This window comes from Brevundimonas sp. SGAir0440 (assembly GCF_005484585.1).
In the GTDB taxonomy this organism is placed as follows: domain Bacteria; phylum Pseudomonadota; class Alphaproteobacteria; order Caulobacterales; family Caulobacteraceae; genus Brevundimonas.
Window position 1 is genome coordinate 1,225,821 of sequence record NZ_CP039435.1, and the last position, 19,329, is coordinate 1,245,149.

19 protein-coding genes are annotated in these 19,329 nt (G+C 65.1%); 12 read left to right on the forward strand and 7 right to left on the reverse strand.

The window, feature by feature from the left end; translation table 11 throughout:
• Positions 1-118: 118 nt before the first annotated feature.
• The 4 genes from E7T10_RS05915 to E7T10_RS05930 all read left to right on the forward strand — a co-directional run bounded on the left by E7T10_RS05915 (position 119) and on the right by E7T10_RS05930 (position 7,191).
• Positions 119-3,424, forward strand: coding sequence for a TonB-dependent receptor (locus E7T10_RS05915; RefSeq protein ID WP_137721094.1), 3,306 nt, complete (start codon positions 119-121; stop codon positions 3,422-3,424).
• A 234-nt stretch (positions 3,425-3,658) separates the two neighbouring features.
• Entirely contained in the window at positions 3,659-5,245 is a 1,587-nt protein-coding gene (gene ftsZ, locus E7T10_RS05920) for a cell division protein FtsZ (protein ID WP_039246895.1), read from the forward strand.
• A gap of 185 nt (positions 5,246-5,430) precedes the next feature.
• The gene (gene lpxC / locus E7T10_RS05925) at positions 5,431-6,330 is read left to right on the forward strand and encodes a UDP-3-O-acyl-N-acetylglucosamine deacetylase (protein ID WP_137721095.1); all 900 of its coding nucleotides are present in this window, start codon (positions 5,431-5,433) and stop codon (positions 6,328-6,330) included.
• A gap of 42 nt (positions 6,331-6,372) precedes the next feature.
• Positions 6,373-7,191, forward strand: a complete 819-nt coding sequence (locus E7T10_RS05930; protein WP_210416165.1) for a nucleotidyltransferase domain-containing protein — start codon at positions 6,373-6,375, stop codon at positions 7,189-7,191.
• On the opposite strand, the gene pgeF is transcribed toward E7T10_RS05930, so the two are convergent.
• Genes pgeF through lgt form a run of 3 tightly spaced genes read right to left on the reverse strand, consistent with a single transcriptional unit; the run spans position 7,188 to position 9,929 of the window.
• Complete coding sequence (pgeF, locus tag E7T10_RS05935; RefSeq protein WP_137721096.1) at positions 7,188-7,958, reverse strand: peptidoglycan editing factor PgeF; 771 nt, start codon at positions 7,956-7,958, stop codon at positions 7,188-7,190. The genes E7T10_RS05930 and pgeF overlap by 4 nt on opposite strands.
• A gap of 13 nt (positions 7,959-7,971) precedes the next feature.
• Positions 7,972-9,057, reverse strand: coding sequence for a class I SAM-dependent methyltransferase (locus tag E7T10_RS05940; RefSeq protein WP_137721097.1), 1,086 nt, complete (start codon positions 9,055-9,057; stop codon positions 7,972-7,974).
• Positions 9,054-9,929 (reverse strand): prolipoprotein diacylglyceryl transferase, encoded by an 876-nt coding sequence (gene lgt / locus E7T10_RS05945; protein ID WP_137721098.1) that lies wholly within the window; start codon positions 9,927-9,929, stop codon positions 9,054-9,056. Before lgt ends, E7T10_RS05940 begins: the two co-directional genes overlap by 4 nt.
• A 173-nt stretch (positions 9,930-10,102) precedes the next feature.
• Here lgt and E7T10_RS05950 point away from each other — a divergent pair, with 173 nt between their 5' ends.
• The 3 genes from E7T10_RS05950 (at position 10,103) to E7T10_RS05960 (ending at position 11,776) form a co-directional block, all read left to right on the forward strand.
• The gene (locus E7T10_RS05950; protein ID WP_137721099.1) at positions 10,103-10,390 is read left to right on the forward strand and encodes an accessory factor UbiK family protein; all 288 of its coding nucleotides are present in this window, start codon (positions 10,103-10,105) and stop codon (positions 10,388-10,390) included.
• Positions 10,391-10,463: 73 nt separating this feature from the next.
• Positions 10,464-10,967 carry a YbjN domain-containing protein gene (locus E7T10_RS05955; protein WP_017504503.1) on the forward strand — a complete coding sequence of 168 codons (504 nt, stop codon included), beginning with the start codon at positions 10,464-10,466 and terminating at the stop codon, positions 10,965-10,967.
• A gap of 17 nt (positions 10,968-10,984) precedes the next feature.
• A complete protein-coding gene (locus E7T10_RS05960) occupies positions 10,985-11,776 on the forward strand; it encodes a pyrroline-5-carboxylate reductase (RefSeq protein WP_246846122.1) in 792 nt (263 codons plus the stop codon).
• On the opposite strand, the gene E7T10_RS05965 is transcribed toward E7T10_RS05960, so the two are convergent.
• From E7T10_RS05965 to E7T10_RS05975, 3 genes are all read right to left on the reverse strand, one after another.
• Positions 11,773-12,249: a hypothetical protein gene (locus E7T10_RS05965; RefSeq protein WP_210416166.1), complete on the reverse strand. Its 477-nt coding sequence runs from the start codon at positions 12,247-12,249 to the stop codon at positions 11,773-11,775. The genes E7T10_RS05960 and E7T10_RS05965 overlap by 4 nt on opposite strands.
• Positions 12,250-12,334: 85 nt before the next feature.
• A complete protein-coding gene (locus E7T10_RS05970) occupies positions 12,335-13,702 on the reverse strand; it encodes an ATP-binding protein (RefSeq protein WP_066626393.1) in 1,368 nt (455 codons plus the stop codon).
• A gap of 4 nt (positions 13,703-13,706) precedes the next feature.
• Positions 13,707-14,438 (reverse strand): response regulator, encoded by a 732-nt coding sequence (locus tag E7T10_RS05975; protein ID WP_369796268.1) that lies wholly within the window; start codon positions 14,436-14,438, stop codon positions 13,707-13,709.
• 88 nt (positions 14,439-14,526) lie between these two features.
• Between E7T10_RS05975 and E7T10_RS05980 the strand changes: the two genes are divergently transcribed.
• Both E7T10_RS05980 and E7T10_RS05985 read left to right on the forward strand, forming a co-directional pair.
• Entirely contained in the window at positions 14,527-15,405 is an 879-nt protein-coding gene (locus E7T10_RS05980) for a branched-chain amino acid aminotransferase (protein ID WP_045810405.1), read from the forward strand.
• Positions 15,406-15,538: 133 nt separating this feature from the next.
• Positions 15,539-16,810, forward strand: coding sequence for a NupC/NupG family nucleoside CNT transporter (locus tag E7T10_RS05985; RefSeq protein WP_039247069.1), 1,272 nt, complete (start codon positions 15,539-15,541; stop codon positions 16,808-16,810).
• Positions 16,811-16,817: 7 nt separating this feature from the next.
• Here E7T10_RS05985 and E7T10_RS05990 read toward each other — a convergent pair whose 3' ends face one another.
• A complete protein-coding gene (locus E7T10_RS05990; protein ID WP_039246907.1) occupies positions 16,818-17,249 on the reverse strand; it encodes a PaaI family thioesterase in 432 nt (143 codons plus the stop codon).
• Between the two features lie 47 nt (positions 17,250-17,296).
• On the opposite strand from E7T10_RS05990, the gene E7T10_RS05995 reads away from it, so the two are divergent.
• The 3 genes from E7T10_RS05995 to E7T10_RS06005 are packed head-to-tail and all read left to right on the forward strand — an operon-like array spanning position 17,297 to position 19,272.
• Positions 17,297-17,599: a DUF3253 domain-containing protein gene (locus E7T10_RS05995; protein ID WP_137721101.1), complete on the forward strand. Its 303-nt coding sequence runs from the start codon at positions 17,297-17,299 to the stop codon at positions 17,597-17,599.
• A complete protein-coding gene (locus tag E7T10_RS06000) occupies positions 17,589-18,230 on the forward strand; it encodes a uracil-DNA glycosylase family protein (RefSeq protein WP_137721102.1) in 642 nt (213 codons plus the stop codon). The genes E7T10_RS05995 and E7T10_RS06000 overlap by 11 nt, the downstream gene beginning before the upstream one ends.
• Positions 18,231-18,252: 22 nt before the next feature.
• Positions 18,253-19,272, forward strand: a complete 1,020-nt coding sequence (locus E7T10_RS06005) for an alpha/beta fold hydrolase (RefSeq protein ID WP_246846123.1) — start codon at positions 18,253-18,255, stop codon at positions 19,270-19,272.
• Positions 19,273-19,329: the final 57 nt, after the last annotated feature.

The following is a 19,329-nucleotide window of genomic DNA, read 5'->3' on the forward strand; positions in this document are numbered from 1 at the left end:
GGCCCGATTTGGGTCACATTGGTTGCCTGACAGCCATATTTCGCTAGACGGTTTTGGAGAAGCCATGGGCTTTTGCGGCTCGGCTATTCGCAAATCGATTCTAGTGGGGTGACTGATTATGAAACTGAAGCGTAATTATTTGTTCGGGACGACGGTTCTGGCGGGCATTCTCGCCGTGTCGGCCCCCGCCTGGGCTCAGGCGCAGCAAACCGCCGCTGAAGCTGCGGACGCTACTCAGGTTGACGAAATCGTCGTCACGGGTTCGCGTATCCGTCGCGATCCGACGACCGCGCCGACGCCGCTAATCCAAGTCAGCCGCGAGACCCTGGTGACCTCCGGTCAGAACACGATGATCGACTATCTGGCCACGATCCCGGCTTTGTCGAACTCGGTCGTCCCCTCCGATACCACCGGCTCCAACTTGGGCGACGGCGGCCTGTCGTTCGCCAACCTGCGCTCGCTGGGCTCCAACCGTACGCTGACGCTGGTCGACGGCCGTCGTCACGTTGGTTCGAACGGCGGCTCGCTGGCCGTCGACGTCGACACCATTCCCCGTCTGCTGATCGAAAACATCGAGATCGTCACCGGCGGCGCCTCGTCGGTCTATGGCGCTGACGCAGTCTCCGGCGTGCTGAATTTCAAGCTTCGTCGCGATTTTGAAGGTCTAGAAATCGATGCCAACTATGGCCAGAAGAACCAAGACGGGCAGGCCAACAAGCGTATCTCGGCCCTGGTCGGCAAGAATTTCTTTGATGACCGCCTGAACCTGTACGCCTTTGCCGAGTATGAAGACCTGGACGAAGTTCGCACGAACCAGATTGACTGGATGGCGCGTTCGACATCGTTGGTCACCACTGATGTGGATCCGACCGCCTCTCCCTACGACGGTGTGACGGATACGACTCTGTTCAGCAACCTGCGCACCATGCAGCGTCTGCGTTGGGGCATCGTGAACCTGGCTAACAATCAGCCGGGTAGCCCGCTCGGCGATCCGGACATTCCCTACGCCAGTTGCGGCACCGTCGGCCTCAATCCGACGGCCGCCAATTACAGCAACACCAACTGTACGGCGCTGAACCCCGGTTATTCCTGGGTGTTCGACGGTACGACCGCTCGCTTGGCCGACTTCGGCACGCGCGTCGGCGTGGGCAGCGTTCAACGTGTCCTGAACGTCGGTGGTGACGGTGAGTTGGCGTCCGAGTACGGCCAGTATTCGCAGGTTCCCGAGTCGAAATCGCAGCGCTACCAGATCGGCGGCAATCTGAAGATCACGTCGGATATTCGGGCTCACCTTGAAGCCAAGTACGTGACAGAGGAAACGTTCGACGAAGGACAGCCGACCTTCTTCGACATCTTCATCTCCGACCGCACCGGCGCTGGTGCGGTCTCGACCATCCGTAGCGGCAGTGCGTTCGACATTCGTCTGAGCGACAACGCCTTCATGCCGGCGAACCTGAAGACGGCGATCCAACAGAACCGGATCAACATCTACAGCCAGCCCACAGCGACCCAAGCCGGCCAACTGATTGGCACTGCTCCGGCGCCTTATGCACGTTCGGCCCTGCGTGGTCCGGATCGTAGCCAGTTCAACACGCGTGACCTGTGGCGCGGTGTGCTGTCGTTTGAGGGCGACCACGAGCGCTTCGGCTTCGTGAAGAACGTTTCCTGGGACGTCGGCTACACCTATGGTCAGGTCGAAGTGGTCAACCGTGAGAAGGGCGTCGATGTCGAGCGTATGGCCTTCGCTGCGGACGCCATCGTCAACTCGCAAGGCCAAATCGTCTGCCGCGTGCAGAACCTGCAAGCACAGAATGCAGCCCTGATCGCCGACGCCGTTCGTGGCGGTGATGTCCGTGGCAGCGCCGCCGGCCGCGCCGCCATCAACGAGTGTCAGCCGCTTAACATTTTCGGTAAAGGCAATCAGAGCCAAGCGGCTCTCGACTATGTCTACGCAGAAGTGGGCATCACGGAGCGCAACGAGCAGGAACAGGCCCTGGCTTCTGTCTCGGGGCAACTTTGGGACTTCTGGGGCGCAGGTCCTCTGGGTCTGGCTGTCGGCGCCGAATATCGCCGGGAGTTCACTGAGGCCACCGGTCGTGACGCCGAAACCGGCGATCGTTTCCTTTTCCTGAACACCGGCGCCGACCTGCCGGGGGTTGAGTACACTTCGAACGAAGTCTTCGCCGAATTGTCGGTGCCGTTGTTCCGTGACTCCTTCTTGGGGCAATATGCGGAACTGAGCGGTTCGTACCGCAGCTTCGACTATTCCACGACCGGAACCGGGGACGTCTATGGCGTCAACGTGGTATACCGTCCGATCTCGGACATCGCCTTCAAGTCGAGCTTCAACACCTCCTTGCGCGCGCCCAACCTGAGCGAAATCTATTCGCCCTATTCGCAGACCTTCTCGTTCTTCGGATCGGACGACCCCTGCACCACGGCGAACATCAATGCTGCGGGGAATGCGCAGTATCGTGAGAACCGGATTCGTAACTGTACGGCTCTGGCTCAAGCCGCCGGCTATACGTTCGACTTCGCCGGCGCTACGGCGACCAACACTGACGATTTCGGCCTGGCTTACGGCACGGGCAGCATCGCGGGCGTCAGCGGCGGCAACCCCAGCCTGCAGCCGGAAGAATCGGAAAGCTTCACGTTCTCGACGGTCCTGAAGCCCCGCTTCATCCCGAACTTCAGCCTGGTGCTAGACTACTACGAGATCGAAATCTCCAATGTGATCGCTACGGTTACTCCGCAGGTCGCCGCACAAAACTGCGTCAATGGGTCGACGCTTAATACCGCCGCCTGCGCCACCATTTTCCGTAACAATCCGAACGTTCCGTTCGGCGTCGGCGCTCCCACCGGTGACCCTCTCGGCGGTTACATCTCGGGCTCGATCAACTACGCCAAGCGCACCACGCGCGGCTTGGACTTTGATGTTCGGTACAGCGTGGATACCGACGAGTTGTTCGGCAAAAACTGGGGTCGCTTCGACTACAGCCTGGGCGGTTCGTGGCTGATTGAACAGAAGAACTTCAATAATGCCCAGAATCCGAGCGATTTCACCGAGTCGGCGTCACTGCTCTACTATCCGCGGGTCCGATTCACATCGTCGCTGACCTACGCGCCGACGGACCGGCTGAGCATCAACTGGTCGGTCGACTGGCAGACGGCCCAGGACATCGTCCAAGCCCGCACGTTCGTCAACAATGCGGATAGCCGCCTAGTCCAATACATGGACACCGGCAACTTCGCCCGTCACGACTTCACCGTCCGCTACAAGGTGCGTGACGACCTGACGCTGCGTGCTGGTGTGGTGAACGCGTTCGACGCCGAGCAGGCACCGTGGCTTGGATACACTTTGTATTCCAACTTCGACCCATACGGCACCCGTTACTTCTTCGGTCTGAACCTGCGCACCTGGTAGGTTTAGCTTCAGCGAAACGGAAAGGGCGGCTCGAAAGAGCCGCCCTTTTCTTTTGTCGACAGGAAAAGTCCAGCAACGCTTTCGGTTTGGGGTGTTCTTCGGTCCGACTCACATTATCGCCGTAACCTTCTCTTAACCTTCATGGGCGCAATCCTTAACGCGCTCATAACCAAAGCGATTCGGCGGGGCGGTCGGTTGGTTTGAAGGGGCGGGTCAGCAGGTCGGAAACAGAAAATGTCGCTTTCATTGGTCAAGCCGCAACACACTGAACTGAAGCCCCGCATCGTCGTGTTCGGCGTCGGCGGCGCCGGCGGCAACGCCGTGAACAATATGATCGACGCCGGCCTCGAAGGGGTCGAGTTCGTCGTGGCCAACACCGACGCGCAGCACCTCAGCTTCGCCAAGACCGATCGCCGCATCCAACTGGGCGAGACCATCACCCAAGGCCTGGGCGCCGGCGCCCACCCCGAAGTCGGCATGAACGCCGCCGAGGAATCCGCCGACGAGATCCATCAGCACCTGGAAGGTGCGCACATGGTCTTCATCACCTGCGGCATGGGCGGCGGCACCGGCACCGGCGCGGCGCCGGTCATCGCCAAATGCGCGCGTGATCGCGGCATCCTGACCGTCGGCGTGGTGACCAAGCCCTTCACCTTCGAAGGGCGTCACCGCATGCGTCTGGCCGATGCGGGCGTCGCCGAGCTGCAACGCTATGTCGATACCCTGATCGTCATCCCGAATCAGAACCTGTTCCGCGTCGCCAATGAGCGCACGACCTTCGCCGACGCCTTCGGCATGGCCGATCAGGTCCTGCACTCCGGCGTGCGCTCAATCACCGACCTGATGATCCTGCCGGGCCTGATCAACCTGGACTTCGCCGACGTGCGCGCCGTCATGTCCGAGATGGGCAAGGCGATGATGGGCACGGGCGAGGCCACGGGCGACGACCGCGCCCTGTTGGCGGCCCAGAACGCCATCGCCAACCCGCTGCTGGACGAGACCAGCCTGAAGGGCGCCAAGGCCGTGCTGGTGAACATCACCGGCGGTCTGGACATGACCCTGCTGGAAGTCGACGAGGCCGCCAACGCCATCAGCGCAGAAGTGGACGGCGACGCCAACATCATCTTCGGTGCGGCCTTCGACCCGGCCCTGGATGGCAAGATCCGCGTCTCGGTCGTCGCGACCGGCATGGACGAGGGCGAAGTGCGTCGCATTGAACCCATCGCCCCGCCGGCCGCCAGCGCGCCGCTGGCCAGCCATGATGCGCGCCGCTCGGCCGGCGGCCTGTATGGCACGCAAGCCTCGCGCGCCCCGGAGCCGACCCGCGACACCTATCGCGAGCCGGTCCGCGCCGAAGCCCCGCGCGCGCCCGAGCCCCGCATCGAGCCGGCGCCGGTCGTGCCGACCTTTCAGGCCCCTGCCGCTCGCGAACCGGAACCGCGCCCCGAGCCGGTGATCCGCGTCGCCGAGCCGCAGCCGCGCACTCTGGACCCCATCGTCGATCCTTGGGTCGAGGAATATGAAACCCGGGCACCGGCTCCGCGCGTCGCGCCGCAAGGTGATCTCTACGAGCGCGCCGCGCCTGCGGCCCAGCAACCCCAAGCTGACGATGGTTACGACGACCGTGACCACCGCCGCAGCGGCTGGAGCCTGTTCGGGCGCGGCAAACGCACCCAGCCTCAGCACGATATGTCCTATGCGCCGCAATCGTCGCACTCGGCGCGCGCGTCGGCTCAACCGGTCCAACAGCCAGAACCGGAGGCGGGACAGGCCGATGATGACCTGGAAATCCCATCCTTTCTCCGCCGTCTGGCCAACTAAACATCCCAAATGACGACCAAACGCCTCGGAGCCCGCCTCCGAGGCGTTTCTCGTTTCCGGATGTGTCTCAGACCGAAACAATCCGAAACCGGACTTTGATTTCGCGCTTGCGGCATGACCGCTAATGACACCCAGGGCGCAATACGCACGGCGTGCGGCGCGCAAAGGAAAGAGCGAGTTCAGGTTTGTCGGTCAGAAACGACCATCACGAACGCACCATCGTCGCCCCGGCCATCATCGCCGGGGTCGGGGTGCACACCGGCCGTCGGGTTCGGCTGGCGGTTCGGCCTGCGCCGTCGGGCACGGGCATCGTCTTCGTGCGCACCGACATCACCGACCGCGACAACCGCATTCCGGTGTCGGGCGATGCGGTCGTTGACGCCCGCCTGAACACCATGATCGAGAACGGCGCGGGCGTTCGCCTGTCGACGATCGAGCATCTGATGGCCGCCTTCGCCGCGCTGGGCGTGTCGAACGCCGTGGTCGAGGTGGACGGACCGGAGCTGCCGATCCTGGACGGTTCTGCGCTGGAGTTCGTGAAGCTGCTGGACCGCGCCGGTTTCCGACCGCAGCCGACGCCGCAGCGCTATATCGAGATCCTGGAAACGGTTCATGTCGTCGAGGGCGACAAGCATGCGGCCCTGATGCCGTGCGACCGCTACGAGATGCGGTTCGAGATCGACTTCCCGTCGGCCGTGATCGGCAATCAGGTGATCGACTTCGTCGTGGACGAACCGACCTTCCGCAAGCAGATCATGGCCTGCCGCACGTTCGGGTTCGCCCATGAGGTCGAGGCGCTGCGCAAGGCGGGCCTGGCGCGCGGCGGTTCGCTGGAGAACGCCGTGGTCATCGACGGCGACGAGATTCTGAATCCCGGCGGCCTGCGCATGGAACGCGAGTTCGTGCGTCACAAGGCGCTGGACGCCATCGGCGACCTGTATGTGCTGGGCGCGCCCCTGCTGGGTCGTTACGAAGGCTACAAGGCCGGTCACGCCCTGAATAACAAGCTGGTCCGCGCCCTGCTGGCCGCCCCGCACGCGTGGCGTGAAGTGACCCGCGTGCCGGAGCTGGCGCGCGCGGGCTGACATTCGGTTGACCTCACTGCGCATTTTGGCGTGAGTTGAGGAATGCGCAATCTTGATCCGACGATGTCGCCAGAGGCTGTGACGCAGGTCGATGCACTGCTGCGGCAAGTTCGGATTGACCATCAGGTCCATATTCCGCTGGCGATCGAGAGCGGCAGCCGTGCGTGGGGATTTCCCTCACCGGACAGCGATTACGATTGTCGCTTCATCTATGTCCGCCCCGCCGCGCAGTCGTTGTCGATCTGGCCGAAACGTGACGTGATCGAGATGCCGCTGGTGGGCGACATGGATGTCAATGGCTGGGACCTTTCGAAGGCCCTCCGACTGCTGCTTAAAGGCAATGCGGTCGTTGTCGAATGGTTGAATTCCCCGATTGTCTACAGCGGAGACATCATATTCCGTGATGAAATGCTGTCATTCGCCAATACCTGGCTCGATCGCGGCCGCATAGTCACCCATTACCTTCACCTCGGAAGACGACAGCTTGATGTGCATCTGGAGAACGACGGCACCATTCCACTGAAGAAGCTGTTCTATGCGTTGCGTCCGGCGATGGCGTTACGTTGGCTGCGTCTCCATGCTGGTTCAGCCGTCGCCCCCATGAGCCTTTCTGTCTTGGTGGATGAGGCGGAGACGCCACGTGCGTTGCGCGCCCAGCTGACGGAGCTGGTGGAGTTGAAAGCCAGCACTAGAGAGATGGGGCGAGGACAGGCGCCGTCCGTCCTTATTGAGTTCATTCAGCAAGAACTAGAACACGGCGTTCAGTTTGCGGGGAGCACCCCTCCAATCGCAGACGAAGCTATGGTGGCGGCAGACGCCCTTTATGAGAGAACAACCCGTCGGCTCGACCTGTCGCTTTAAACTCCAATCACGCTGATCAATCGACCGAAGTCCGGCTCGCCGTGCTGGAAGGCGCGGCGGTTCGAATAGAACCGCTCTGCGTCCGCGCAGGTGTCGTGGCCGGTCCAGACGGCCTGACCGACCCCCGCCTGCTGCAGCCGCCACAGTACGAAGCCAGGCAGGTCGAACTGGCGTTTGTCGTCGGTTTCTCCGGGGTGGAAGAAGCGGTCGCTGCCAGGATCATGGTGTGTAAAGCGACCTTCGAAATCGACGCCGACCTCATAGCTGGCGGGCGCGATGCAGGGGCCGACGACGGCGACCACCCGCCGAGGTTCGGCGCCCAGGGCCTGCATGGCGGAAACGGCGGAGTGGATGACGCCGCCCAGCGCGCCCTTCCAGCCGGCGTGGACGGCGGCGACGATACGGGTCTCGGGATCGGCCATCAGGATCGGCGCGCAGTCGGCGGTCAGGATGGAACACAGCAGGCCCGGCTCGGCCGAGACGACGGCGTCGCCCTCCGGACGATCGCCATGCCAGGGACCTTCGGCCACACGCGCCACGGCGGAATGGATCTGGTAACAGCCGTTCAGCTGGTCCGGGTCGGCGTTGAAATGGCCCGCGACACGCCGGCGGTTTTCGGCGACGGCGGCCGGGTCGTCCTTGGAGCCGACGCCAGCGTTCAACCCTTCATAGAGGCCGGTCGAGACGCCGCCCGCGCGGGTGAAGAAGCCGTGGGCGATGCCGGCGGCGGTCAGAAGCGGGTGGGTGATGGGGGCGAGATCGCTCATGCCCCCACCTATATCAGGCGTCCCAGCCGGGCACGACCAGGGATCGGGGGGCGAAGATGGCGGCGGCCTTGAACAGGGCGCCCATCTGGTCGTCGCCAGTCAGCCGGTCCAGCTGGCGGTCGATGACGCCGGAGGCGGCAGGCCGGCCGGCTTTCAGCGCCTCGGCGCGGGCCTCGATGCCTAGGCGGCGCAGAAACTCGCCCTGGGGCAGGCTGCCGGTGACGTCAGCGCCCGTGCGGACGGCCGCTTCCAGCACTAGGGGGAAGTCGGCCCATTGGGTCAGGTCGGCTTCGCCGGGCGTGGCGAGGGGATCCACCTTCTGGTGACGACGCAGGGCCTGGAGCGTGTCTCCGGCCTCGGGCCGGGCGCGGCCATAGTCGATCAGCAGGGCGGCGCCCGAGGCGGCCTTCATCAACAGGCCGAGGTCGCGGCCGAAGACCGCCTGCTGGTCCGAAATTTCCAGAATGCCGCCCGGCGCGATTTCGAAGTCTGGCTTCTGAAAACCGCCGGACATGGCGGTCAGGCCGAACATCAGGTCGCCATCGTCTGTGACGCCGACGCGGCGCTCGGCCCAGCCGCCGTCGGTGCGGACGAACTGGCGCGCGGGCATGCAGTCCAGCACTTCGTTGGCGATCAAGATGACCGGGGCGTCGGTCTCGATCGCCGTCAGGCTGCGGACCCAGCGCGGCGACAGGTCGGCGCCGGCCAGGGCCTTGGCCTGGAGATCGCGCAAGGGGGCGCTGGGTTCGATCAGGATCAGATCGCAGGCTTCAAGAAAGCCCGGGACCAGGCGGGCGGCGCGTAACGCGTCGCTCATCAACGTGCCGTCGCCGGGGCCGACCTCGACCAGGCGGAACCGCTCGGGCGCGCCCAGCCGGTTCCAGGTTTCGACCGCCCACAGGCCGATCAGTTCGCCGAACATCTGGCTGACCAGGGGGGCGGTGATGAAGTCACCGCGCGCGCCCAAATCCGGACGCGACGCATAGTAGCCGCCCTTGGGATCGTGCAGGCAGCGGGTGACGTAGTCGGCGACCGTCATCGGACCCGTCAGGGCGATCTCGCGCGCCAGACGGGCCTTCAGGGTTTCGGCCTCGCTCATGCCTCAGCAGCAGCTGGCGGACGCTTCCACGCCCGCCAGATCAGCCAGGCGCCGACCAGGATCATCGGGATTGACAGCATCATTCCCATGGTCAGGCCGAACGGGAAATCCGGCATGCCGATATCCGGCTCGCGCACATTCTCCAGCGCCGCACGGCAGACGCCATAGCCCACCAGGAACAGGCCGGTGATATAGCCGGGCTTCTTCAGCAGGCCGAACTTCCAGATCGCAACGGAAAGGACGGAGAAGAGGACGATCCCCTCAAGACCCGCCTCATAGAGCTGGCTGGGGTGGCGGGGCGCATCGCCGGCGGGGCAGAAGCCGTACATCTGTTCGATGCGGGCATTGCAGAAGCGCACGGCCCAGGGGACGGTCGTCTCGCGGCCCCACAGCTCGCCATTGATGAAGTTGGCCAGGCGGCCGAACATCAGGCCGATCGGCACGACGGGCGCCACCAGATCACCAAGGCGCAGCATGTCGATCTTCTGCGACCGGGCATAAAGGACGATGGCCAGGCAGACGCCAAGGAAGCCGCCGTGGAAGCTCATGCCGCCGGTCCAAAGCTGGAACAGTTCAAACCGCTCGCCCAGCGTCTTGCCGGTGAACAGTTGGCCATACATGGCCGGCTTGTAGAAGAGGGCATAGCCGAGGCGACCGCCCAGGATGATGCCCAGCACGATCCACAGCACCAGGTCGTCCAGTTGCGTCGTGGTGACGGGCGGCTTGCCCGGCGCCCACAGCCGCTGGGTCTTGGCCAGGCGCGCGGCGTACCACCAGCCCAGAACGATGCCGGCGACATAGGCCAGGGCGTACCAGCGGATCGGAAGCGGTCCGAGGTGGATCAGGACCGGATCGAATTCGGGAAAGGGCAAGGGGCGTTCCTGTGCGGGACTGTCTTTGACAGCGGTTTAGCAAGCGTCGCCGCCGTCGTCGCCTGTGAAGACGCATCACGACGCCTTGATGGCGCCCGCGAAGCAGCAGAAAGAAAGGTTTCGTTCACCATAGTCGGTGAACCTTCGTTAACGACGTTGAGGTCGGAGCCGCCATGCAGACCCGCAATCCCATTCTGGACGAGTTCGCCAAGCTGACGACCGGCGCCATGGGCCTGGCCCAGGCCGCAGGCGAAGAGGCCAAGACCGCCTGGCGCGCCCAGGCCGACCGGATCGCCGCCGAAATGGACCTGGTCCGTCGCGACGAATTCGACGTTCTGAAGGACGAGATCGCCGCATTGCGGGCCGAGATCGCAGAGCTGAAGGTCGCCCAAAAACCGGCTGCAAAGCCCGGGAAGGGAACGTCCACAGATGGAACTCAACCCGGGGACGCAGCCGGTTGAGCCGAATCTGCGAACAGGCTTACCGTTCTGTTAACGCCCGCGATTCTCGCGGACGCAGCGTGAAAGACACTTGATGGACATCGCCCGGCCCGAGGAAGTGGACGTGCCCTTCGACCCGCTTGAGGTCGTCGAGCATGTGCTCACGGCCGAGAACCTTCCCTTCGACCGCACCGACGACGGCGACCTTGCCTTTGCGCTGGCCGGCGACTGGAAGGACTATGAGCTGTGGTTCGCCTGGCGTCCCGAGGGCGACTGTCTTCAGCTGTGCTGCGCGCTGGATTTGAAGGTGGCCAAGAGCCGCAAGACGGCCGCCTATGAACTGGTCGGCCTGATCAACCAGCGCACCTGGATGGGCCATTTCGAGGTCTGGGCCGAGGACGGCGAGATCGTCTTCCGCCATTCGCTGGCCTTGCCGATGGGCGAGCGCCCGACCTTGGCCCAGGCGGCGTCGATGATCGACGCGGCCATCGAGGCTTCGGATCGCTACTATCCCGCCTTCGACTTCATGGTGCGCGGGAACAAGAAGCCGCAGGAGGCGATCGACGCCTGCCTGTTCGAGACCGTCGGCACCGCCTGATGCCAAGCGCGGCATCTGTGCCGGGTCCCGTCGTTCTGGTCGGCTGCGGCCGGCTGGGCTCCGCCATTCTGGAAGGCTGGCTGCTGACCGAGACGGTGGCGGCGCCCGACCTGATCATTCTCAGCCCGTCGGAAAAGCCGGCTGCCGAAACGGCGCGGGCCAAGGGCGCGCGGATCAATCCGCCGCTGGAGGTCCTGACTGAGGCGGGGGTGATCGTTCTGGCGGTGAAACCGGCCATGTGGCGTGACGTGATGGCTCCGCTGGCGCCGTTCCTGAACGATCGAGCCGTCATCCTGTCGGTCATGGCGGGCGTGACGGCGCCGACCCTAGCGGAAGGCCTGGGAGGCTGGCCCATCGTGCGGGTGATGCCGACGACCGGCGTGTCGCGTGGGCGCGGCGTGGCCTCGGTCTGGTCGGCGGACCCGCGCGCCGAGGGCATTGGGCGGGCGTTGTTCGAACCGATGGCCGAGACGGTCGTGCTGGCCGACGAGGCGCTGATGGATGCGGCGACGGCGGTGGCCGGCTCGGGCGCGGCCTATTTCTACGCCTTTACCGAAGCGCTGGCCCGGGCCGGGGAGACGGCGGGTCTGGATGCAGCGACAGCGGATGTGCTGGCGCGCGCGACGCTGAGGTCCGCAGCCGACTCCATGGGTGACGACGCGCTGGAAGCCCTGATCGGGCGCATCGCCTCGCCGGGGGGCTCGACCCGCGCCGGGCTTGACGCCATGGCGAAGGACGGCCGCCTGACGGCGATGCTGGACGAGACGGTCGCGGCGGCGGTCAGACGCAACCGCGAGATGGGCGCCTAGAAGCGTCCGCGCTCGATCTGATCGCCGAAACGCTCGAACGCGCGGTTGGCGTCACGCCAGACGCTGTAGCCCCAGACGTCGTTGATGCTGGGCGTGAAGTAGGAATAGTCCACGGGCCGCGTCACGCCGTCCGCCATCACGATCTCACCCTTGATGGCCGCGCCGCCGACCGACACGCTGCGGATCGGGTCGAGGCCGGGCGTCTGACGGACCTGTTCGAACGTCGGCCGGTTGGGCTTCAGATCGACCAACACCAGATTGGCGGTCGCGCCCGGATAACGCTGGGCCAAGGCCTTGCCGACCTCGGCCTGAAGGCCGGCGATCTGTTCGTTGACCTCGCGGTCGCCGAGCTTTTCGACCTCGCGCTGAAGCTGCGGCCCGACCGTGACGTTCACCGTCGGCGCTTGAGCCTGAGCCATGGCGGCGACGGCGACGGTCGCGGCCAGCGGTGCAAAGAAGGCGAGTTTACGCATCGAAATCATCTCCAAGCCCTGTCGCCTTCAAGATGACCCTTGCAGCGTCGTTTCGCCAGACCCTGCTGACGAAAGGTTCAAAGCCTTAGGCGGACTCGGCGACGGTGACCGCGCCGGGGATGCGGATCGTCGCTTTCAACCCGCCCAGTTCGCTGCGATCCAGGGTGACGTCGCCGCCGTGGCCGCGCGCCACATCGCGCGCGATGGCGAGGCCCAGACCGACGCCCTTGCGGTTCTGATTGCGGGACTCGTCCAGGCGCGAGAAGGGCCGGAAGGCCTCGTCATACATGGCTTCGGGAATGCCGGGTCCGTCGTCCTCGACGATGATCTCCAGCCCGCCTGACGCCAAGGCGCGGCCCGACAGGCGCACGTGCTCGCCGTGGGATGCGGCATTGCCGGCCAGGTTCACCAGGGCGCGCTTGAAGGCGAGGGGGCGAACCGAGGCGGTCAGGCCCTCGGCGACCACCACCTCGACCTCGGCGCCGGCGCGTTTCGCATCTTCGCCGGCCGCCTTCAGCAGGTCGGAGATCGAGACAGGCTTCGGCGGTTCGCCCGCCTCGCCACGGGCGAAGTCGAGGTATTCGTCGATCATATGTTCCATCTCGTCCAGGTCGCCCCGCATGGCGGACTGGCGCTTGAACGGTGGAGCCAGAGCCAGTTCGAGACGCAGACGGGTCAAGGGGGTGCGCAGGTCGTGGCTGACCGAGGCGAGCAGGGCGGTGCGTTGATCGATGTGGCGCTGAATGCGGTCGCGCATGGCCATGAAGGCGACGGCGGCGGCGCGGACCTCGCGCGCGCCATGCGGCTTGAACCGGGGCACGGTTTCGCCGCGCCCGAAGGCCTCTGCTGCGTCGGCCAGACGCTCGATGGCGCGGACCTGATTGCGGATGAACAGGATGGCCACGCCCATCAACAGGACGGTCGCCACCGCCAGCCACAGGACGAAGATATGGGCCTGGGTCGCCACCGCGCGCTCGCGCGGGGCGATGATGCGCAGCACCCCTTGCGGCTCTTGGACCTGGATGTCGACGTAGGCGGGATAGCGGGTGGTGTCGAACCAGTAGGGGCGGTCCAGACGCGCATCCAGGGCCTTGTCCAGCACCCGGTCCACCACGCCGATGGCGCCGCGGCGTTCTTCCGTCGGAAGGGTGCGCCCATCCTGAAGCACGATGGACAGGGACATCGACCGCTCGGCGCGATTGGCCAGCTTGTCCAGGTTCGCCGGGCTGGGGTCGTCCTCATAGCTCTCGACAGCCCAGGCGATGTCGCCGGCCAGGCCTTCGGAAAGGCGTGCGGTCACCGTCTGCCAGTGGGCGTCGAAGAAGACCCAGGTCACCGCCATCTGCATGACCAGCACCGGCAGGACGATGATCAGCAGTGACCGGCCCCACAGCGAGGTCGGCAGACGCCGCTTCAGGAAACGCGGCCACAGATAGGCGGGCAGAAGCCGCATCGGTTCAGTCGGGGGCCAGCATATAGCCGACGCCGCGCACCGTCTGGAGATAGCGCGGATTCTTGGGATCGACCTCCAGCTTGCGGCGCAGGCGCGTCACCTGAACGTCCACGGCGCGGCCGGTGATATCGGCGGTGTCGGGCGACAGGCTCATCCGCTCGACCGGGGCATGGGCGTGGAGCGCCAGGGTCTTGAGCAACTGAGCTTCGGCCTCGGTCAGGCGCTGGGGCGCGCCGTCACGGCTCAACTCCAGCCGTTCCATGTCGAAGACGGCGGTCCCCAACTTGATCTCCTTGGGCCCGATCGGCTTGCCGCCGGTGCGGCGCAGGATGGCGTCGATACGCAGCACCAGTTCGCGCGGCTCGAAGGGCTTGGACATATAGTCATCGGCGCCGCGCGACAGACCCTCGATCCGGTCCTCGGCGTCTCCGCGCGCGGTCAGCAGAAGCACCGGCGTCTTGGACAGCTCGGCCTTGTTGCGGACCCAGCTGGTCAGGTCCAGGCCGCTTTCGCCCGGCATCATGACATCCAGCACGACCAGATCGAACTCGATCAGCTCCATCATCCGCTTGGCGGCGGCCGCGTGCGCGGCGCCGGTCACGCGATAGCCTTCGCGCGCCAGAAATTCCTTCAGCAGTTCGCGGATGCGATCGTCGTCGTCGACAATCAGCAGATGGCGGCCGACGCCGGGGCCGGCGATGGGGCCTGAGCGGCCGTGCGAACGCGATTCCGTCATGCTCATGCGACGTTTCCCCCGCTTGCGGCGTTGACCTGAGCGATTCGTGCGGCTCTAAGACCGTCAGTTTCGCGGGAGACGTATTTCAATGGCCTTCGTTCCTTTCGACGATCGTGACGGCTTCATCTGGGTGAATGGCGATTTCGTCCCTTGGAGGGAAGCGAAAACGCACGTTCTGACCCATGCCCTTCACTATGGCTCGTCGGTCTTTGAGGGTGAGCGTATGTACGGCGGCGAAATCTTCAAGCTGACGCAACATTCCGAGCGCCTGAAGCGGTCCGCCAACCTGCTCGATTTCGAGATACCCTACAGCGTCGCTGAAATCGACGCCTTCTGTAAGGAAACCTGCGCCAAGAACGGTCTGACGGACTGCTATGTGCGTCCCGTCGCCTACCTCGGCCCGGAGCAGACCAGCGTTTCGGCCCTGAACAACAAGGTCCATCTGGCGATCGCCGTCTGGGACTGGCCCAGCTATTTCGACCCCGAGGTCAAGGCGCGCGGCCTGCGTCTGGAGTGGTCCAAGTGGCGTCGTCCCGATCCGGCGACGGCCCCGACGACGGCCAAGGCGGCGGGTCTGTATATGATCTGCACCATGTCCAAGAACGCCGCCGAGCGTCGCGGTTTCGCCGACGCCTTGATGCTGGACTGGCGCGGCTATGTCGCCGAGGCGACCGGCGCCAACGTCTTCTTCGTCAAGGACGGCGTCATCCACACGCCGAATGTCGAGCACATTCTGGACGGCATCACCCGCCAGACCGTGATCGAGATCGCTCGCGAAAAGGGCATCGAGGTGGTGGTGCGCGAGATCAAGCCGGAAGAACTGTCGGACTTCACCGAATGCTTCCTGACCGGCACGGCCGTCGAGGTGACCCCGGTCGCCGAGGTGGGCGAATACCGCTTTACCCCCGGCGCCCTGTCGCTGGACCTGATGGATCACTACGGCAAGCTGGTGCGCGGCCAACTGTAAGCCGAGGCGCGACGACAGGATGGGGGCGGTCCCTTAAGGGGCCGCCCTTTTTCGTTTCGCTTGCCAGCCGCGTCACTTTGTCCTTGAAGCGAATAGAGACCGGCAGACGCGCCGGATGCGGGGATCGTTTTTCATGTTCAGCCTCCTGAACCTCCAGAGCCTTTTGGGTCTGGTCGTCATCGTCGCGGTCTGCTGGGCGATCTCGGAGAACCGCAAGGCCTTTCCCTGGCGGCTGACGATCGGCGCGATCCTGGTGCAGGCCGGGCTGGTGCTGGCCCTGTTCGCCATTCCGGGCTCGCAGGCGGTGCTGGCGGCGGTGACGGGTGCGGTGGATGGTCTGGCGGTCGCCACGACCGAGGGGACCAAGTTCGTCTTCGGCTATCTGGCGGGCGGGGACCAACCCTATACGGTCTCGAACCAGGGCGCGCTGTTCACCTTCGCCTTCCAGGTTCTGCCGCTGATCCTGGTGATTTCCGCCCTGTCGGCCCTGCTTTGGCACTGGAAGATTCTGAAGTGGATCACCCTGGGCTTCGGCTTCCTGTTTCAGAAGACGATGGGTCTGGGCGGCGCCTCGGCCCTGGCGGTCGCGGCCAATATCTTCTTGGGCATGATTGAAAGCCCGATCGTGATCCGCGCCTATCTGGACAAGCTGACGCGGTCCGAGATCTTCCTGATGATGGTGGTGGGCCTGGCGACGGTCGCCGGTTCGACCATGGTGGCCTATGCGACGATCCTGTCGCCGGTGCTGCCCAATGCGGCGGGCCACGTGCTGGTGGCGTCGATCGTGTCGGCGCCGGCCGGCGTGCTGCTGGCGCGGATCATCATCCCCGAGAAAGAAGGGATGGGCGGCGCGGTCGCCGACTATGACTCGGCCCTGAAATACGACAGCGCCATCGACGCCATCGTCAAGGGCACGTCCGACGGCCTGATGGTCGTGCTGAACATCTCGGCCGTGCTGATCGTGTTCGTGGCCCTGGTCGCCCTGGTCAACGTCATGCTGGGCGGGTTCGTCGTGTTCGATGCGCCCCTGACCGTCGAGCGGATGCTGGGCTGGATTTTCGCGCCGGTGGCCTGGCTGATCGGGGTCGAGTGGAAGGACGCCGACGTCGCCGGCTGGCTGCTGGGCGTCAAACTGACCCTGACCGAGTTCGTCGCCTTCATCGACCTGGGCAAGGTGCCGGCCGCCGAGATGACCGAGCGTACGCGCATGCTGATGACCTACGCCCTGTGCGGCTTCGCCAATATCGGCTCGGTCGGCATCACCGTCACCGGCCTGTCGGTCCTGATGCCCGAACGCCGCGAAGAGGTGCTGGGCATGGTCTGGAAGGGCCTGTTTGCCGGTTTCCTGGCCACACTGATGACCGCGGCCATCGTCGGCGCCATGCCCAGCGTCGTCTTCGGCTAGGACACGATCAGCGCGGCGTGAATTTGCGGATGACGCCGGAGAAGGTCATCAGCAGGCGCTCGCCGGTATTGATCTGACCTCGCACGAAGATCAGGCTCTTGCCCGCCTTGGTGACCTGGCCGGTGGCCTCGATCAGTTCGCCGACATAGCCCCCGTCGATGAAGGTGGAGTCCAGTTGGACCGTGACGCCCGAGGCGCCCTCCATCTCCTGATAAGCGATCTGGAACATGGCGATGTCGGCGAAGGTCATCAGGCAGCCGCCATGCATCCGCCCGCCTGCGTTCATATGCTTCTGCTCGGCGCGGAAGGCGCAGCGCATATGTCCATCGGGGTCTGGCTTGCCGTAAAAGGGGCCGACCACCGTGTCGAAGGTGTCGTGCAGATCATAGGTCTGCCAGCCGGCGAACTCGCCTTCGGTGATGGTGATTTTCTTGGGCATGCAGACTCGGCCTTACTTATGGGCGTGCGTTGCAGCATATAGGCGCAATGAGCGACCCGATCGAAACCGCAATCCTGAACAAAATCGCCGCGCTTGAGCCCGGCAAGAGCATTGAGCCGGCGGAAGTGGCCAAAGAGCTACAGCCCGAGCAGTGGCAGCGCATGCTGCCCAAGGTTCGCGCCACCGCTCTGGGCCTGATGCGCCAGGGCAAGCTGACCATCACCAAGAAGGGCAAGGCGGTCGATCCGGACAATTTCCGCGGCGTCACGCGCCTGCGCCAGGCGACCGAGGAAGAAACGGCCCTGGCGTTGAGCCGCCGTCCGCCGGTCGCCGAGGGCGATGACGACTGATCTCCAGGATATCCTGAACGACATCCGCGCCTGTCGCGCCTGCGCGGGCGTCTTTCCGCACACCCCGCGCCCGGTGGTGCGGGTCTTTCCAGAGACGCGGCTGCTGATCTGCGGCCAGGCGCCGGGACGACGGGTCCATGAGAGTGGCCTGCCGTTCACCGATCCCTCAGGTGATCGTCTGCGTGACTGGATGGGCGTGGACTACGAGACCTTCTACGCCGACCCGCGCATCGGGGTGGCGGCTCAGGCCTTCTGCTATCCGGGCACCGCGCCGAAAGGCGGCGACTATCCGCCGCCGACACGCTGCGCGAAACTGTGGCGACCGCAGTTGCTGGATGCCCTGCCGCAGATGGAGCTGACCTTGCTGGTCGGCGGCTATGCGCAGGCGTGGGCTCTGGGCGACAGGGCCAAACGGACCATGACCGAGACGGTGCGGGCGTGGCGTGAGTATGCGCCGGATTTGCTGGTGCTGCCGCATCCGTCGTGGCGCAATACGGCCTGGCTGAAAAAGAATCCGTGGTTCGAGGCGGAGGTGCTTCCCTATCTGCGGGAACGCGTTCGGCGCATTCTGACTTCTGCAAATCCGGCGGCCGTTCGCTCCTGCGAGAAGGGCTTGCCGGTCATATTGTGAGCGCTGCTTGGGACACACGGCCTTGATCGCTTCCAGACTTATGCCGCTGGCCGCCGCGCTCGTTCTCTCCGCCTGCGCCGCACCCCACATTCAGCCGCCGTTGACGCCGCCGCCGGGCTTTGTCGGCGCCCATGTCGAGGATCGCGCCCTGGTCATGTCGGATGGCGCGCGCCTGCCGTATCTGCATTGGGGGCCAAAGGATGGGGCACCCTGGGCGGTGATCGTGGCCCTGCACGGCATGAACGATCACGACGCCAGCTTCCGTCTGGCCGGACCCTGGTGGGCCGAGCAGGGGATCGAGACCTGGTCCTACGACCAGCGTGGCTTCGGCGGGGCGCCGGGGCGGGGCGAATGGGCGGGGCAGCAGCGGATGACCGATGATCTGCGCGAGATCACCGCGATGGCGCGCGCCCGCTATCCCCATGCCGTCATCGCCGTGGTGGGCGAGAGTATGGGAGGGTCGGTGACGGCGGCGGCGTTCGGCTCCGACAATCCGCCGGATGCGGACCGGATCGTCCTGCTGGCGCCCGGCGTCTGGGGCTGGTCGACGCAAGGACCGTTGAACAGCACGGCGCTGAACATCGCAGCGCGGGCGCTGGGCGACGTGGCGCTGGAGCCGCCGGAGTTCATCACGCGCGACATCCACGCCTCTTCGAATACGTTGGAGCTGATCCGCAACGGGCGCGATCCGATGAGCATCCTGGCGACCCGGTTCGACACGGTCTATGGGCTGGTCGATCTGATGGAGACCTCGTCGCGCAGCCTGGGCCGCATCCGGGGCGACGCCATCCTGATGTACGGCGCCCACGACGAGGTGGTGAAGAAGGGGCCGATGAAGGCGGCGCTTGAGCGGGCCGAGCGGGAGGGCGGAACGCTGCGGACCGCCTGGTATCCCAACGGCTGGCATCTGCTGAACCGCGATCTGGACGCCGAGATCGTCTATCGCGACGTCGTCTCGTGGTTGAGAGACCCGAAAGCCCCTCTGCCGTCCGGTGCGCCGGCGGTCTTGCCGCAGCTTCAGGCGGGCGGGGCGCGCCCTTAAGCGGGTCTTAACGCGACGTTTACCATCCAGGCGGCATTTTCTGCCTAGCGGGGCGTT

Excerpts from the sequence above, each read along its gene's own strand:
- E7T10_RS05930 (WP_210416165.1), top strand. The coding sequence starts at position 6,373 with ATGCGCAATCTTGATCCGACGATGTCGCCAGAGGCTGTGACGCAGGTC.
- E7T10_RS05995 (WP_137721101.1), top strand. The coding sequence starts at position 17,297 with ATGAGCGACCCGATCGAAACCGCAATCCTGAACAAAATCGCCGCGCTT.
- ftsZ (WP_039246895.1), top strand. The coding sequence starts at position 3,659 with ATGTCGCTTTCATTGGTCAAGCCGCAACACACTGAACTGAAGCCCCGC.
- E7T10_RS06000 (WP_137721102.1), top strand. The coding sequence starts at position 17,589 with ATGACGACTGATCTCCAGGATATCCTGAACGACATCCGCGCCTGTCGC.
- E7T10_RS05950 (WP_137721099.1), top strand. The coding sequence starts at position 10,103 with ATGCAGACCCGCAATCCCATTCTGGACGAGTTCGCCAAGCTGACGACC.
- E7T10_RS05970 (WP_066626393.1), bottom strand. The coding sequence starts at position 13,702 with ATGCGGCTTCTGCCCGCCTATCTGTGGCCGCGTTTCCTGAAGCGGCGT.
- E7T10_RS05980 (WP_045810405.1), top strand. The coding sequence starts at position 14,527 with ATGGCCTTCGTTCCTTTCGACGATCGTGACGGCTTCATCTGGGTGAAT.
- E7T10_RS05915 (WP_137721094.1), top strand. The coding sequence starts at position 119 with ATGAAACTGAAGCGTAATTATTTGTTCGGGACGACGGTTCTGGCGGGC.
- E7T10_RS05985 (WP_039247069.1), top strand. The coding sequence starts at position 15,539 with ATGTTCAGCCTCCTGAACCTCCAGAGCCTTTTGGGTCTGGTCGTCATC.
- E7T10_RS05955 (WP_017504503.1), top strand. The coding sequence starts at position 10,464 with ATGGACATCGCCCGGCCCGAGGAAGTGGACGTGCCCTTCGACCCGCTT.
- E7T10_RS05975 (WP_369796268.1), bottom strand. The coding sequence starts at position 14,438 with ATGACGGAATCGCGTTCGCACGGCCGCTCAGGCCCCATCGCCGGCCCC.
- E7T10_RS05965 (WP_210416166.1), bottom strand. The coding sequence starts at position 12,249 with ATGCGTAAACTCGCCTTCTTTGCACCGCTGGCCGCGACCGTCGCCGTC.
- E7T10_RS05990 (WP_039246907.1), bottom strand. The coding sequence starts at position 17,249 with ATGCCCAAGAAAATCACCATCACCGAAGGCGAGTTCGCCGGCTGGCAG.
- pgeF (WP_137721096.1), bottom strand. The coding sequence starts at position 7,958 with ATGAGCGATCTCGCCCCCATCACCCACCCGCTTCTGACCGCCGCCGGC.
- E7T10_RS05940 (WP_137721097.1), bottom strand. The coding sequence starts at position 9,057 with ATGAGCGAGGCCGAAACCCTGAAGGCCCGTCTGGCGCGCGAGATCGCC.